Raw genomic sequence first — 15,390 nt, 5'->3', positions numbered from 1 at the left:
AAAACTTACCATTTTAATTTTTTTTTTAGTTTAATAATTTTTTAAAACATAAATTTAAAATTATTAAAAAAGTGTCACAAAATAATCCTTTTGCAATAAATCAAGTAAAACCAAAATTTAAATCTGAAGCCATTCATTATATTGCAGACAAAGAAATTAAGGGCGCTAAAACTCTGGTATTAAGTAAAGTAGCTTTAACTGTAATTTTTTTAACTTTCCTATTTCTTCTAATTTTTTCAAATCAACAAGCTAATGCAGATTGTATAATTGATGGAGTCCAATATGATATAGGAGGTAGAGCTGGCAGCGGTGTTACAGCCGTTGATCATTCACGTCCTATTCATCTTGATGCATTCTCAGGTTGGGATACCATAGGTGATGATGTCTCAACTTGTGATGTATCTCATATGACTAATTTAAGAGGTGCTTTTCACAATAAAACTTCTTTTAACCAAGACATTAGCAGTTGGGACACAGGTAGTGCGATAAATATGTCGAATATGTTTTATAATAATGATTCATTTAACCAAGATATTAGCGGTTGGGACACGAGTAGTGTGACCAATATTAGCTATATGTTTAATGATGCTACCGCATTTAACCAAGATATTAACGGTTGGGACACGAGTAGTGTGACCAATATTAGCTATATGTTTAGTGGTGCTACCGCATTTAACGGGGATATTAGCAGTTGGGACACAAGTAGTATGGTGAATATGAGCTATATGTTTAATGGTGCTACCGCATTTAACCAAAATATTAGCGGCTGGGACACAAGTAGTGCGACGACTTTTCGATATATGTTTAGATCTGCTTCCTCATTTAACCAAGATATTTTTAGTTGGGATACAAGTAGTGTGACGACTTTTGTTAAAATGTTTTGGAATGCTACTGCAATGGCTTCCACATATAGCAATATAAGTGGTTCTTCTGGTGAATCTTATGAAAATCTTTTTGATACTTCGCCAACTTTATCTTCTTCAACCCCAGCTGATAATGCAACGAATGTTGTAAAAGATGGAACCATTGTTTTAAACTTTAGTGAAAATGTTGTTGTTGGAAGTGGTAATATTACCATTAAGATAGCTTCAAGTGATGTATCTATTGAAACTATTGAAGTTAACAATCCAGAAGTTACCGGATCAGGTACCTCTCAAATAACTATTGATCCACAAACTAATTGGGGACAAAATACTGAATATTACGTGCTAATTGATGCAACAGCATTTGACGATACTAGTGGTAACTCATATGAAGGAATAAGTTCGACAACTGCTTTAACCTTTACAGTAGCAAATGATACACCAATTTTAAGTACATCTGTACCAGCTAACAATGCAACTAGTGTTGCGCTTGATGCAAACATTGTTTTAAATTTTAGTGAAAATGTTACTGCTCAAAGTGGTAATATTACTATTAAGAAAGCAGACAACACTATTTTCGAAACCATTAGTGTAGCAGATACTACTAAAGTTACAGGAACAGGAACCAATCAAATAACAATTAATCCTTCTTCTGATTTTGTTCTAAATACTGACTATTATGTATTAATTGATGGAACTGCATTTGATGATTCTAGTGGAGGATCATATGCAGGAATAGGTTCGGCAACTGCTTTAACTTTTACAAGTTTTGCAAATGTATTACCAACTCTAAGCTCATCTACTCCAGCTGATGATGCGCCCAATGTTGCAAGGGACGCAAACATTGTTTTAAACTTTAGTGAAAATGTTACTGTTCAAACTGGTAATATTACAATTAAGAAAACAACTGACAACACTATTTTTGAGACCATTGATGTAGCAGGTAGCCAAGTTACCGGAACGGGTACTTCTCAAATAACCATTAACCCATCATCAAATTTTGAAGCTGAAACAGAATATTATGTGTTAATTGATGGAACAGCATTTGATGATACTGGTAGCGGATCATATGCAGGAATAAGTTCTACAACTGCTTTAAGTTTTAGCGTTGAAAGCATGGTGGATCCAACAACTGATAAAGATACCACAGGATCAATTGATGCACAAAGTACGCAAATACAAAGTACTTTTATCAAATCTGTAAGTACGGTCTCTACTAGACTTGGTTATTTAAGACAAAATAGAAGTAAGGATAACTTTGCAAAGAATAATATTAAACTAGAGGGTGGCAATGTTATGCTGACATCTTTAGTAAAAACTATTTCAAACTCTAACACCACATCCTCTAAACTTAATTTAACTAAACTTATTCCTGATAATTGGTCGCCTTGGTCAGAGGGCTCTATTAGTCTTTCAAAAATAGGAAAGAATTCTTCAGAAATAGAAAGTCAAAGTTTAGCTTTTGGTTTTGATAGAAAATTAAATAATAATAATTTATTAGGTTTTGCTATTCAATACGGACAAAGTGATACAGATATAGGCACCAGTGGAACTGGAATTGATAGTAAAAACTATAATCTATCACTTTATCAAACACGACCACTCAATGATGATAATTTTATTGAAGGATTAATTGGGGTTGGGATAATTGAAAAAGATCTGACAAGAATAAGTGGAGATAATACTTTAACCGGATCTAGAAAAGGTGCTCAAATATTTGGTTCCATTAATTATGGTAAAACAATTGATAAGGGAGATTTTAATTTAACCCCAATTGCACGTGTTGACTTGGGCTATACAGAACTTGATGCTTACTCAGAGATAGGAACCGATGCTTTATCCTATGACAAACAAACAGTTGAAAGTGGTATGGTCTCATTGGGTTTAGAATTTAATGACATCATTAATTTTTCTAATAGTTCGTTTAAACCATTTGGTTTAGTGGAGTATGGTTTAGATTTTAGTAATTCCTCCGATGTTCAAATGAATTATGTGTCAGATACCTCTACTACTTATACTTATACTCAGAGTGTAAACTCAACTCACTTATTAACTTCAGAAGTCGGGTTTAATTACGAAGCGTTAGAAAATCTAAATATTAAAACAAGTTATAAACGTATTCAGGGCAATGAAAATGAACATATAGATACGGTTAAATTTAGTTTTAAATTTAAATCAAGACGTGAGACAGAATACGCAATGAGCTTAGATGGCAATGAGGATCTTAAAACAGGATTTGATATTACTAAAAATATTAATGGATTAAACTTGAGCTTTAATGCTAATCAGTCATTTAATGAAACTTTTGATCGGGAAGCTAAAGTTTCTCTATCTAGTGTGTTTTAAATTTTTTGAAATTTTCTTTGACAAAGGATTAAAATTTAAATCTATGATGATGCCTGATGTCGTTCTCGATCAAGACACACCAGAAAATGTACGCTGTAGCAGGCCTCAACGCTGAACAAATTACAAAAAAAATACTAGACTTTTTTTTTAATAAAGAGACAATAAAAGTAATCAAATAAATACAATGAAACATTTAATATTTTTTATATTTTTTTTATATTCCTCCATGTCTTTTGCTGAAATAAAAAGATTTTACCCTGAAGGAAAAATTAGATATGCCTCAACTTTAGTTGATGATTTGGGAAAAAACTATGACAATACAAGACCAGGAGTGATTTTTGATTTACATTTTACTTATCTATTAAATAAGAATTTTGCTTTACGCAGCCTGAATTACATTGTTCCTTACGATGATACCAACAATGATGGAACAACCCAAAATTATGAATTTAATCAAAGATTAGGACTTATAATAAAAGAAAAAAATTTTACACTAATTCCATATGGAAAAATTGTACATCATGATAAAAATGGACCTAAGCAAAATGACAATTCTCATTTCGGTATTGTAGGTCAGATAGAGATAGCAAAAGATTTAACTTTTTCTTATGACTATCGAGAAGAAAATACCAATGGCGCTAAACTAGCAGGTACAGTTTATGGAGATGTTGTAACAGACATGAGGTTAGTGAAAAAAAATGTATTTTTTATTAATAGCATGCCTGTTCATTTTAAGTTGGGGCAGGCAGATGGGAAAAACTTTAGAAGATCTACCGTAGTTAAGGCAACAATGGATATTACTAAGAAAATAGACTTGTCAATCAAGCATGTAGACAATCAAGGTAAAGGTTTATTTAAAAATAATGTTGCGCAAAATAGAAACTATTTAGTTATGGACATAGGATACAAGTTTTAAAAAAAAATCCTTAATTTAAATCATCAATTTAAGAAATATTTCAAGATTAATGTAGACTAAGCAGCAATTTTTAATTATGCATAAATTGAACAATTTAATATTTTAATTTAGAAAATATAAAAATAATTTTGGGGGGTATTATTTTTAATGACTGATATTTATAAGCAAGTTAACGATGATCTAAAGGACGATCAAACCACAAGTCACTTATCACAAAATCAAATTGCAGAGGCTTCTTATGGATGGGTTGCTACTATTATAAGCTTTTACTCGCGCGCAAGAGATTTTTATAAAATAGATTTCGATTCGTTTATGATTATCTTAGTAGTTTTAAGTCATATTACTTACGTAACAAAAAAAAAAATCTAAAAAATCAGTGGAAGATATTGATAGTTTTTTGGAAGGTATGTATTCATCATTAATGCAAAAAGAACCTTTATCAGTAAAGGGTCGAGGATTAGGATCTACTAGTATCGCGCATGTTTTGGGGTTACCAGAAGAGACATGTAGAAGAAAAATTCAACAATTAATTAAAAAGAATTTACTTATAAGGTCAACTGAGCAAGGAATTACTGTGCACCAAAATCTTGTAAAAAAGCACAAGGAGTTTGGATTGCAAACATTGAAAGATGTTAAATTTCTAATGAGAATCTTTACTAAACAAAATCTCATCAAAGGTTTGACCCTACCTTTCGAAGTTTTTGGTTCAAAAACTAAGCTGTGAATAAGAAATACAGTTATGGATTGTTTGATGTTGGTAACTCAGCTTATTTAATAGTTACTTTAAGTTTTATTTTTGCCCCTTATTTTGCAAGGGAGATTGTTGGTGATGTTCAATTAGGATCAGCATATTGGCAGTGGACCTCTGGAGCAGTCGGAATTTTAGTTGCACTTACAGCCCCTTTTATTGGTTCCTATGCAGACCATGTAGCAAACGGAAGAATTAAAGTATTAATCGTCTCCACTGTTCTTACGGTATTGATAAATGCTCTATTTTGGTTTTCTCAAGCTAGAGATTCATTTATTGTATATACTTTACTAATTTTCTTCTTAAGTAGCTATTTTTTTGAAATTTCTAATGCTTCTTATAATTCTTTATTAAGAGATAGCTCTAATAAAAAAGATGAAATCGGTAGAACTTCAGGATTAGGATATGCCTTAGGCTACATTGGAATAGTTCCCTTCTTATTATTTATTTTACTCTTTGTAATCAAGACTGATCAGCCAATACTGAACTTACAAAAGGAAAATTTTGAACATATTAGATTTATAGCAATTTTAGTAAGTTTTTGGTTTTTTATCTTTGCAATACCAATGATGACATTTTTTTGGAAAGGTAAAAAAAGTAAGAAAAAAAAATACACTTCTATAAAAGATATTAAAAAAATTATTTGGAATAATAAATTAACTACTACGGGAAAATTTTTGATTGCGAGAATTTTTTATGCAGATGCTGTGATTGTGATGCAGACGGGCGGCGGTGTTTATGCAGTTGGAGTTCATGGCTTTACTCCTAAAGAATTAATCTTCATTCTTATCGTAGGAAATCTAGTCGCTGGAGTTTTTACTTATATTGGAGGATATTTAAATGACAAATTTAATAGCAAAATGATTATTATGTGGTCAATTGCTGCGCTAATATTATCTGTTTTTGCTATTGTTTTTTCACCATCAAAGGAATTTTTTTTCTTCTCACTACTATTAGTTGCAGCTACTATTGGACCTTTGCAAAGTGCCAGCCGAACATTAATGTCTAAAATTAGCCCGCAAAATACGCAAGGTGTATCCTTTGGTCTTTATGCATTGTCCAGTAAAGCAACTGCATTTGTTGGTCCGTTCATGGCAGGTACTATTACTTATTTTGTATCGCAGCAGGCAGGATTTGCCTCGATATCTATCTTGTTTTTAGTAAGCTTATTTATGTTATCGAAATTAGAACTGAATGATAAAAATTAAGATTTTTATTCATAGGATAATTTAGAATTAAATATAAAAAGTGAAGAAAAGTAGAAGATGAGAATTAATTGTAATAATTAAAACCAGGTGTAATTGGGACTACCACCTGGTTTTAATATTTTTTTAAAGGTGCTTTAAAAAAATCTGTGATTGTCAGAAAGTTGGTCTGAGTTTTCGCTACCATGACCAGCTATAAGTCTTACTTTAATTCTTAGTTTTGATTGTTTCTGAGAAATTTGTATTTTAATTTTTTCAATTTCTTTAGAAATATTTTTTATTGCGCCGCTACCATCAGCTTTTTTATTGAGTAAATCCTTTTTTTTTATTCTTAGATCTTCTAGTTCAAAAAATAAGAGATCCATATTTTCTAAATATTCCATCCAGAGAAGTTTTTGTATTCCCGTTTTATTGTGAATAAATAAAGCAATATCCTGACCGCAATTATTGCAATTAAATCTTTTTTTGACTGTGTAATCTTGAATATTTTTAAAATTATTTTCGTAGGTTGTACCGTTCGTTTTAATAAATAAAACTTTGTTACAGCATGGGCATTTTTTAATTATTGGAAATATCATTAATTTTGTTAAATCTTAAAATAAAATTTTATACAACTAACTCGTGCCCCAATTTGGGGATGTAAAATAGTTTACTAAATTTTATTTTCATCTTCTTGTTCTTGACCTTTCTCTTGTTCTTCTTGTAATTTTAACTCATCTTCTTCCTCTTGTTTTAATCCAGGAGTTTCATCTAAAAATTCTGTACTCAAAGGAGCAGTCTCTTCGATATCTATAGGAACACTCTCAGAGATAGTGTCTTCTTCTTTAATTTCATCTATTTTTTCTTCTAAATTTTTCTTTATTTCTGCAATTTCTGCATCTTGTCTTTCTTTTTCCATATCATTAAAAATTGAATAACCTGTCATTAACTGAGTAGTTGTGGATTTTTTATTAACTTTTTTGGTAGTTTTTTTCTTTGTTATTTTTTTATTAGACTTGGAAGTGGACTTTCTTTTTTGCTTCACTAGAGCTTTAGGTGTTTTTTTCTTGGGTTTTTTTTTAACTAAAGCCTTCTTTTTCTTAACTACAGGCTTAGATTTCTTTTTAGTTTTGGATACTTTTTTGAGGTTTTTCTTTGATTTTTTGATGCTCTTTTTTTTAATTTTCTTATTTTTCTTTTTTTTCATGCTCTCCCCAGAAATTGCTTCATTTGAACATTAATTCTCTAGAGTAGCAATGCATATTATGCATACTTCCACCATATTGAGTGGAAACGATCAATAAAGCTTATATAATTCACATATGCAGAGTAATGAATTTAACTACGACACTATCATTGTAGGAGCTGGGAGTGCTGGTTGTTTACTCGCCAATAGACTATCAGCAGATCCAAGTCATAAAGTTTTATTAATTGAAGCTGGCGGGCAAGATGACTGGATTTGGATTAAAATCCCTGTGGGATACTTATTTACTATTAACAATCCTAGAACCGACTGGTGTTTTAAGACAGAGGCAGATCCTGGTTTGAACGGAAGATCTATTCACTATGCCAGAGGCAAAGTGATAGGAGGATCTTCCTCTATCAACGCTATGATCTATATGCGTGGGCAAGAAAGTGACTATCAACAATGGAGCAAACTTACAGGAGATGCTATTTGGGATTGGAAGAATTCCTTATCTACTTTTAAATCGATTGAGAGCTATTTTGCAGGCGAGAATGAATGGCACGGCAGCAAAGGGGAAATGCGAGTGGAAGAGCCTAGAGTGCAATGGCCCATTTTAGATTCTTGGAGAAAAGCCGCAAGCGAACAAGGCATTCCTAGTATTGAAGAATTTAATAGAGGAGACAACGAAGGTTGTGCTTATTTTCATCAAACTCAAAAAAAAGGAATTCGCTGGTCTATGGCAGATGCTTTTTTAAAACCTATTAAGCACAGAAAAAATTTAACCATCATGATTAATACTCAAGTATTAAAAGTGCTAACCAAACCCATTACCAATGAAACTAAAAATCAATCTAAGTATTCAGAACGAGCTTGGGCCAATTCTAGGTTAGAAACATATGGACTAGAAATTTTACACAAAGGAGAAAAACAAACAGTCACTGCATCCGATCAAATTATTCTATCTGCAGGTGCAGTAAGTTCTCCACACTTGTTGCAAGTCTCAGGAATAGGACCAGCTTCTTTATTAAATAGCATTGGAGTAAGTTCTACACATGATTTGCCAGGAGTAGGGGAGAATTTACAAGATCATTTGCAAATTAGAACTGTTTACAAAGTTACAAATTGCAAAACAGTAAATACTTTATATCATAATTTGTTTTCGAGAATGATGATGGGAATTCAGTATGCTTTATTTAGAAAGGGACCTATGACTATGCCACCTTCCACACTGGGAGCCTTTGCTAAAAGTGATCCAAGTCAGAAAAGTCCAAATTTAGAATGGCATGTCCAGCCTTTGTCTCTTGATAAGTTTGGTGAGCCACTCCATACTTTTAATGCGATTACTCCAAGTGTGCTTAATCTTAGACCTACATCTAGAGGTTGGATACGTGCGGCTAGTTCCGATCCATTGGAGTACCCAAAAATTTTATGCAATTATTTATCTACCAAAGAAGATTTGGATATTGCAGTAGCGGGAATGAAAATAACTCGTAATATTATGAGCAGTAAGGCTTTAGAATCTTTTCAACCAGAAGAAATGTTACCTGGAACAATTGTGAAAACAGATAAAGATTTAGAAAATGCTGCAAAAAATTTAGGAACTACTATTTTTCATCCCATAGGAACTTGCGCTATGGGCAAAGTAGATGTTCAAGGAGTTGCGGAAGATCCTATGACTGTTCTTGATTCAGAATGTAGGTTGAGGGGGGTATCTAAATTACGAGTAATTGATGCTTCTGCTATGCCGAGCATTCCTTCTGGAAATACTAATGCACCTGTAATGTTGATTGCAGAGACTATTGCTAAGAAAATACTAAGATCTAACTAACCATCAATACACTCTTTTAGGTTGTATTTTTGATTCAAAATAGAATCAAAACGGAATCAAAGCGAGAACATCGGGCAATTTATCCATACAAATTGTGGATAAATGTTCTACATGGATTGGATAGCACTCCACACCAGTCTGATAGCTGCAAATATTAAGAAGAGGTTAAGAACGGTTTTAAAGTAGTATTGTCCTTTGCTAATAAGGAATTTTTTTCCAATGTAAGTTCCAAAAAATCCACCAATAATCATAGCTACAACTAAAGGCGCATAAGAGGCAAAAGAAAATCCAAAAATTCCAAATATAATGGATTTAATTAAGTGTTGAAAAGTCATCATGGCTCCATGAGTTGCCACATGATTAACAGGTGGAAGCTTCATACTCTTAACTACCGCTACCATAATAAAACCAGAGGCACCAAACAACATGGAGATTAAAGAAACTAAAAAACCAATTGGAAGTAATAATTTACTTTTAATAGCTGGAACCTTTCCAAACACAGACCATAAAATAAAAAAAGCAATTCCAAATTTTAAATAATTGGTAGGAAGATTGGTAAAAATAAAACCTCCCATGGTAGAACCAATAAGACAACCTATCACAAACGGAATAACCGCCTGTTTGTTAATTTCTTTAAAAGAAAGAGTAGCCCTAAAGAAGTTAGAACCAAATTGTATGATTCCATGAATGGGAACTAAATACATAGGTGGAAGTAAGGCTGATAAAAATGCAAGCATCATTAATCCTCCGCCAATTCCAGCAGCGGCAGAGATAAAGGAACATAGTAAGCTAACGGTAATCATTAACACTGCCGTTAGGTTGCTAATTTCTTCTGGGAGATAAAAAAATTCCATTAAGAACTCCATGGATTATTAGGTTTTTTTTTGCTGCTTGTTTTAACGAATCTTTTTTTTGCTTTTCGGTTAAAAAACAAAATAGCAATAACCCCAAATATAAATCCTCCTATGTGAGCACCATAAGCAACTCCACCACCTGTGGAAGAGGAAAAATAAGAGCTAATAAATTGTAAAGCAAACCAAAAACCCAAAACATAGATAGCAGGAATTCTTACAATCTGTGAAAAAAAACCAAGAGGTATTAATACTAAAACTTTAGCCTTAGGATGATTCACAATATAGGCTCCCAATACTCCACCAATAGCACCACTAGCCCCCACCATAGGAATGGTAGATTCTGTATTCAGATACACTTGCGTTAAGGCTGCAGCTATTCCCGCTAAAATATAAAAAACAATAAACTTAACAGGACCTAACTCATCCTCAATATTGTCAGCAAAAATCCACATATACAGCATATTGCCTGCGAGGTGCATAAATCCACCATGCATAAACATAGAGGTAATAAGTGTAAGTTCGGTTGGAACTGCCGAAAGCTCCATGGGAAGTTCTGCTTTTCCAGTGAATACTGCCGGGATTATGCCGTAAGAATAAAAAATTCTTCCATTACTGTAAGACGCTGAAGTAATTTCTAAAATAAATACAAGAACGCAAATTCCAATTAACACATAGGTTATGATTGGCTTGTTATGTGTGGGATTATCGTCTTTTAATGGTATCAATTTTTTTCAGACTAACCGCACTGTCCACGATTGAGAAGAAAATGATCTAGTAAAACACATGCTAACATAGCTTCTCCAATAGGTACTGCCCGAATACCAACACAAGGATCATGTCTACCATGAACGGAAATTTTTGTATTTTTTCCAGATTTGTCAATCGTCTCTCTAGTATTTAAGATAGAAGAAGTTGGTTTCACAGAAAAAGAACAGATAATATCTTGTCCAGAAGAGATACCGCCTAAAATTCCACCGGCATTATTGGTTTTAAAATTTACTTTTCCATTTTTATTTCTAATTTCATCAGAGTTAGTTTCTCCGGTTAAGCCAGCAGCATCCATTCCAGCTCCAATATTGACAGCCTTTACCGCATTGATACTCATCAAGGCTGACGCAATATCTGAATCTAATTTAGAATAAATAGGAGCGCCCAATCCAACAGGAATACCTTTTGCTCTAAGTTCAATTAATGCACCACAAGAGCTTCCTTGTTTTCGAATATCTAACAAATAATCTTCATAAACTTCTACAATATCTTTATCAGCTGAAAAAAAAGGATTTTTTCGAATTTGTTTTTCATCCCAATTATCAGGGTTGCTCATGACAGGACCTATTTGGGTTACTGCGCCTATAACTCCAAATTTTTTACCTAACAACTGAGATAATACTTTTTTAGCAATAGCACCTGCTGCTACACGAGAGGCTGTTTCTCTTGCAGAAGATCTTCCACCACCTCGGTAATCACGGATACCGTATTTTTTAAAATAAGTGTAATCGGCGTGACCAGGCCGAAATTTATTTTTAATATTTCCATAATCTTTAGATTTCATATCCTCATTGTAAATAATCATAGATATAGGAGTCCCTGTTGTTTTTCCTTCAAAGACACCCGATAAAATTTGAACTAAATCACGTTCTTTTCTTTGGGTAGTAAATTTAGATTGTCCTGGCTTTCTTCGATTTAAGTCGCCCTGTATATCCTTTTCAGACAGAGCAATGTTAGGAGGACAACCATCCACTACACAGCCTATAGCAGGACCGTGAGATTCCCCCCAAGTAGTAAATCTAAAAACTTTTCCAAATGTATTAAATGACATATAGGTATTATATAAGTTAATTTGACTAAATTATGAACGAAAAATTAGGATTAGACCCAGCTTTTTTAAATGAAGAGAATCCATATAATCTCTTCAAGATTTGGATGAAAGAAGCAGAGAAGTCTGAAATCAATGACCCTAACGCATTGTCTGTTGCAACAGTTGATAGCGCTGGTCAGCCAGATAACAGAATGGTGTTACTTAAAGGTTTAACAGAAAAGGGTTTTGTTTTTTACACAAATTTAGAGAGCAAAAAAGGTAAGGATTTAAAAGCTAATCCTAAAGCCTCTATGTGTTTTCATTGGAAATCTCTTCAAAGGCAAGTGAGAATTCAAGGCTCTGTTGCATTAGTGGACAATCAAACAGCAGATGAATATTACAATTCTAGAGCCTATGAGAGTAGAATAGGAGCGTGGGCTTCCACCCAATCAGAAGTGATGCAAACCAGAGATGAGTTTGAAAAAAAAGTGGAAGAATTTAAAAAGAAATATCCTGACCCAAACAATGTACCAAGACCATCATATTGGTCTGGTTGGTTGCTTAGCCCTTACAAAATAGAATTCTGGATGGATGTGAAAAATCGTCTGCACCAAAGATTATGTTACTCTAACATTGGTAACGCTTGGCACCAAGAAATTTTATATCCTTAATTTTTTTTCAAAACAGTTTTTGCGTACACTTTTGACAAAGGATGGGTAACTTTTTTTAATTGTTTAGAACGAATACTGAGCCAAGGATTAGGACAACCCCACTTTGTAAAGGTAGGAATAAGTTGATGCTCCCAATTTAAATATCCTTTGGCATCTTGTTTATTTCCCTTATGACGTTTTGGAAAAAAATAAGTAGGATCGTTAAAATCTTTTTTATTAAACGTTCTAGTTAAATTTTTTCTAGGAGGGTTCTTGTGCCAAATAGCTGGGTAGCCTAATCGGCGCAACCACAGTACAGTAAAAATTGCCGAAGTAGCAATTTCAGAAAATATATAAATAGGTGTGTTGGTTGCTGCAATAAACTTGTCTCCACTTTGTATAAGAGTTGTTGCATTTACTTTTTTCCAAACAGGTGGAGTGGTATTTTTTTTAATTTCTGATTCTATAATAAAAGAATAGCAATTTTGAATGCTCCCGGCTTGATTTATAGAAGGTAGTTGAAATTTTTTCTGAATTTTAGAAGCTAATTTTTTATCTCTAGTTAAGTCAATTTTTTTTTGGTGAATTTTTGATTTTTGTTTGTAATCTCTTTGAAAACCATTCAATTCCCAGTTTTGGGTACCACCATTTAAAACATATTTTTTATTAGAAAAATTGAAATCCGTCAACGTTTGGTAGGCTATAATACTTCTAGTCCTTCCCGCACAGTGGACAACGAACGTTTGGGATTTATATTTTTTATCATTTAAATACACAGGCAGTTCACCTCCAGAACACTGCTTTGAAAAAGGAAGGGTAAATTTTTCATACTCTGCTTTAGGACGAGCATCTATCTGAGCCACAGAGCTCATATCTTTTTGATGTAACTCTTTTAGCTGTTTTGGATATATATTATTAATATTCCCAGAGACTTCTATCCACTCCCCAAAAGCCTTACAGAAAGTATGTTCACCAGCCCACATGGGTAATTTGGCCTTCGACCACGCCTTGTAGCCATCTCTAATGTAATGAAAATTGGTAAAACTCTTCTTTTTTAAGACAGAACTGGTTTTGATTCTTTCATTTTTTGAAGCTCCAATAATTAGAAGATAAGTAGATGGATCTGGCACTAAATCTTGAATAATGAAACGAAATCGGTTCACAGGGCAATTAATAGCGCCAAATGCAAATTGCTGTACATACGTTTTACGTTTACGCACATCAATAAACGCAACATTATTTTTTTATTTTTTAAAATGGCGATTGCATCTGGGCAATTTATAAAAGATAGATCGGACAAATCACTTTACTAACTACCAAGATCTAAAATGAATGCAATGATTTTTAAGGATCGTAATTAATAACGTCCAGTAAGAAGAAATTTTATATCCTTAAAATAAAAAAGGCCCCGGTGAAGGGGCCCTTTTTAATGCAATTTAAAAAAACTAGATTGCCTTCGAAGACATTTGTTTAGCAATGTAATCCGCCTGTCGGATTGCTAATGCTACAATGGTCAATGTAGGATTTTCTGCTGCTCCTGTTGTAAACTGACTACCATCGGATACAAATAAATTTTTAACATCCCACGATTGGCCATGTTTATTTACAACACCATCTTTTGCTTTAGCACTCATTCGGTTGGTACCTAAGTTGTGCGTAGATGGATATGGAGGTGTTTCGATAACTCTCGTTGCACCAACAGCATTGTACATTTTTCTCGCTTGTTTGAATGCATGGTTTCTCATTGCAATGTCATTCGGATGATCACTGTAATGAACATTTGGAGCTCGCATTCCGTACTGATCTTTTTGATCTGATAAGGTCACACGATTTGAAGATTGAGGCATGTCTTCACCTACAATCCATAATCCTGCCATGTGATCATATTTTTCCATTGCGCCTGAAAATTCTCTTCCCCATTGTCCCGGATCCAAGAACGCTGCCATAAACGGAAGTCCAAGAGATAGTGTTTCTAACTCATAGCCACCCACGAAACCTCGCTTAGGGTTATGAATAGATTCATCTTGAACAATTCCTGCCATGGTAGTTCCACGATACATATAGACTGGTTTTTCAAAGATAGAATAAACACTACCCGTCATGTGACGCATATAGTTTTTTCCCACTTCACCAGAAGAGTTTCCTAGACCGTTTTTAAACATACTTGATTCAGAGTTTAAAAGAATCCTAGGAGACTCAATGGAGTTACCAGCAACAGCAACTACTCTTGCTTTTTGCACTTGGGTATTTCCATCCTTATCTTTGTAAACAACTCCAGTAACTTTACCCGATTTGTCATGTTCAATTCGTAACACATGACTATTCGGTCTTACTTCTAAGTTACCAGTCTTTTCTCCTTTTGGAATTGATGAATAAAGAGTAGACCATTTCGCCCCAGATTTACATCCCTGGAAACAAAAACCAATTTGTTGGCACGCTATTCTTCCATCTCTTGGCTTGGTGTTAATGGACATATTACCAGTATGTACTTGTTTATATCCAATTTTTTTAGCTCCTGCTTCAAAGACTTTATAATTATTGTTACCAGGTAATCTTTCAATACCGTTGGTACCTGTGGTTCCCATTTCATTTTCTGCTTTTGCATAGTAAGGAGCCATTTCTTTTCCATTAATTGGCCAGTCTAATAAGGATGCGCCTTTAACGTTTCCATAATTAGATTTTGCTTTCCATTCATGATCTTGGAAACGTAATGATGCCCCAGCCCAGTGAACGGTAGAGCCACCAACAGCTTTAACAATCCACGATGGTAGACCACCAAAGTCAGTTGCTACTCTCCAGTCACCAGATGTGCTTCGTTTATCTAGCCAAGAAATTTGACCAAACATTCCCCACTCATCATTACTAAAGTCTTTAATCTCGTGTCTTGCACCAGCTTCTAAGATTACAGACTTAACTCCTTTTTTTGCTAGTTCGTATCCTAGTGTTCCACCACCAGCACCCGATCCAATGATTACTACTAAACTATCGTCATTTTTATTAAATTTTGCCATTGATTT

At 33.6% G+C, this 15,390-nt stretch carries 14 protein-coding genes; 7 read left to right on the top strand and 7 right to left on the bottom strand.

Going from position 1 to position 15,390, the window contains the following annotated elements; translation table 11 throughout:
- The first annotated feature begins 71 nt into the window (after positions 1-71).
- From SAR11G3_RS07050 to SAR11G3_RS06605, 5 genes are all read left to right on the top strand, one after another.
- Positions 72-3,209, top strand: coding sequence for a BspA family leucine-rich repeat surface protein (locus tag SAR11G3_RS07050; RefSeq protein ID WP_013696039.1), 3,138 nt, complete (start codon positions 72-74; stop codon positions 3,207-3,209).
- Between the two features lie 184 nt (positions 3,210-3,393).
- Positions 3,394-4,125 (top strand): hypothetical protein, encoded by a 732-nt coding sequence (locus SAR11G3_RS06620; RefSeq protein WP_013696038.1) that lies wholly within the window; start codon positions 3,394-3,396, stop codon positions 4,123-4,125.
- Between the two features lie 147 nt (positions 4,126-4,272).
- Positions 4,273-4,494, top strand: a complete 222-nt coding sequence (locus SAR11G3_RS06615) for a hypothetical protein (RefSeq protein WP_013696037.1) — start codon at positions 4,273-4,275, stop codon at positions 4,492-4,494.
- A gap of 7 nt (positions 4,495-4,501) precedes the next feature.
- Positions 4,502-4,849 (top strand): hypothetical protein, encoded by a 348-nt coding sequence (locus SAR11G3_RS06610; protein WP_013696036.1) that lies wholly within the window; start codon positions 4,502-4,504, stop codon positions 4,847-4,849.
- Entirely contained in the window at positions 4,846-6,081 is a 1,236-nt protein-coding gene (locus SAR11G3_RS06605) for an MFS transporter (RefSeq protein ID WP_081456300.1), read from the top strand. Before SAR11G3_RS06610 ends, SAR11G3_RS06605 begins: the two co-directional genes overlap by 4 nt.
- A gap of 134 nt (positions 6,082-6,215) precedes the next feature.
- Here SAR11G3_RS06605 and SAR11G3_RS06600 read toward each other — a convergent pair whose 3' ends face one another.
- Positions 6,216-6,656, bottom strand: coding sequence for a hypothetical protein (locus SAR11G3_RS06600; protein WP_013696034.1), 441 nt, complete (start codon positions 6,654-6,656; stop codon positions 6,216-6,218).
- A gap of 74 nt (positions 6,657-6,730) precedes the next feature.
- Positions 6,731-7,264, bottom strand: coding sequence for a hypothetical protein (locus tag SAR11G3_RS06595; RefSeq protein ID WP_013696033.1), 534 nt, complete (start codon positions 7,262-7,264; stop codon positions 6,731-6,733).
- Positions 7,265-7,379: 115 nt separating this feature from the next.
- Between SAR11G3_RS06595 and SAR11G3_RS06590 the strand changes: the two genes are divergently transcribed.
- The gene (locus tag SAR11G3_RS06590) at positions 7,380-9,071 is read left to right on the top strand and encodes a GMC family oxidoreductase (protein ID WP_013696032.1); all 1,692 of its coding nucleotides are present in this window, start codon (positions 7,380-7,382) and stop codon (positions 9,069-9,071) included.
- Positions 9,072-9,178: 107 nt separating this feature from the next.
- On the opposite strand, the gene SAR11G3_RS06585 is transcribed toward SAR11G3_RS06590, so the two are convergent.
- From SAR11G3_RS06585 to aroC, 3 genes are read right to left on the bottom strand one after another with little or no spacing between them, the layout of a single operon-like run.
- A complete protein-coding gene (locus SAR11G3_RS06585; RefSeq protein ID WP_013696031.1) occupies positions 9,179-9,925 on the bottom strand; it encodes a sulfite exporter TauE/SafE family protein in 747 nt (248 codons plus the stop codon).
- Positions 9,925-10,650, bottom strand: a complete 726-nt coding sequence (locus SAR11G3_RS06580; protein WP_041862417.1) for a rhomboid family intramembrane serine protease — start codon at positions 10,648-10,650, stop codon at positions 9,925-9,927. Before SAR11G3_RS06580 ends, SAR11G3_RS06585 begins: the two co-directional genes overlap by 1 nt.
- Before the next feature lie 11 nt (positions 10,651-10,661).
- The gene (gene aroC, locus SAR11G3_RS06575; protein ID WP_013696029.1) at positions 10,662-11,744 is read right to left on the bottom strand and encodes a chorismate synthase; all 1,083 of its coding nucleotides are present in this window, start codon (positions 11,742-11,744) and stop codon (positions 10,662-10,664) included.
- A gap of 32 nt (positions 11,745-11,776) precedes the next feature.
- Between aroC and pdxH the strand changes: the two genes are divergently transcribed.
- On the top strand, positions 11,777-12,394 hold the full coding sequence (gene pdxH / locus SAR11G3_RS06570) for a pyridoxamine 5'-phosphate oxidase (RefSeq protein WP_013696028.1): 618 nt from the start codon (positions 11,777-11,779) through the stop codon (positions 12,392-12,394).
- Here pdxH and SAR11G3_RS06565 read toward each other — a convergent pair.
- Together SAR11G3_RS06565 and SAR11G3_RS06560 are read right to left on the bottom strand one after the other, a co-directional pair.
- A complete protein-coding gene (locus SAR11G3_RS06565; RefSeq protein ID WP_148225703.1) occupies positions 12,391-13,593 on the bottom strand; it encodes a rhodanese-like domain-containing protein in 1,203 nt (400 codons plus the stop codon). The genes pdxH and SAR11G3_RS06565 overlap by 4 nt on opposite strands.
- A gap of 225 nt (positions 13,594-13,818) precedes the next feature.
- Complete coding sequence (locus tag SAR11G3_RS06560) at positions 13,819-15,384, bottom strand: GMC family oxidoreductase (protein WP_013696026.1); 1,566 nt, start codon at positions 15,382-15,384, stop codon at positions 13,819-13,821.
- Positions 15,385-15,390 lie beyond the last annotated feature (6 nt).

The sequence above is a fragment of the Candidatus Pelagibacter sp. IMCC9063 genome, from assembly GCF_000195085.1.
Classification (GTDB): domain Bacteria; phylum Pseudomonadota; class Alphaproteobacteria; order Pelagibacterales; family Pelagibacteraceae; genus IMCC9063.
Note: the sequence above shows the minus strand (reverse complement) of the source record. Positions and strands in the feature narration are given on the sequence as shown.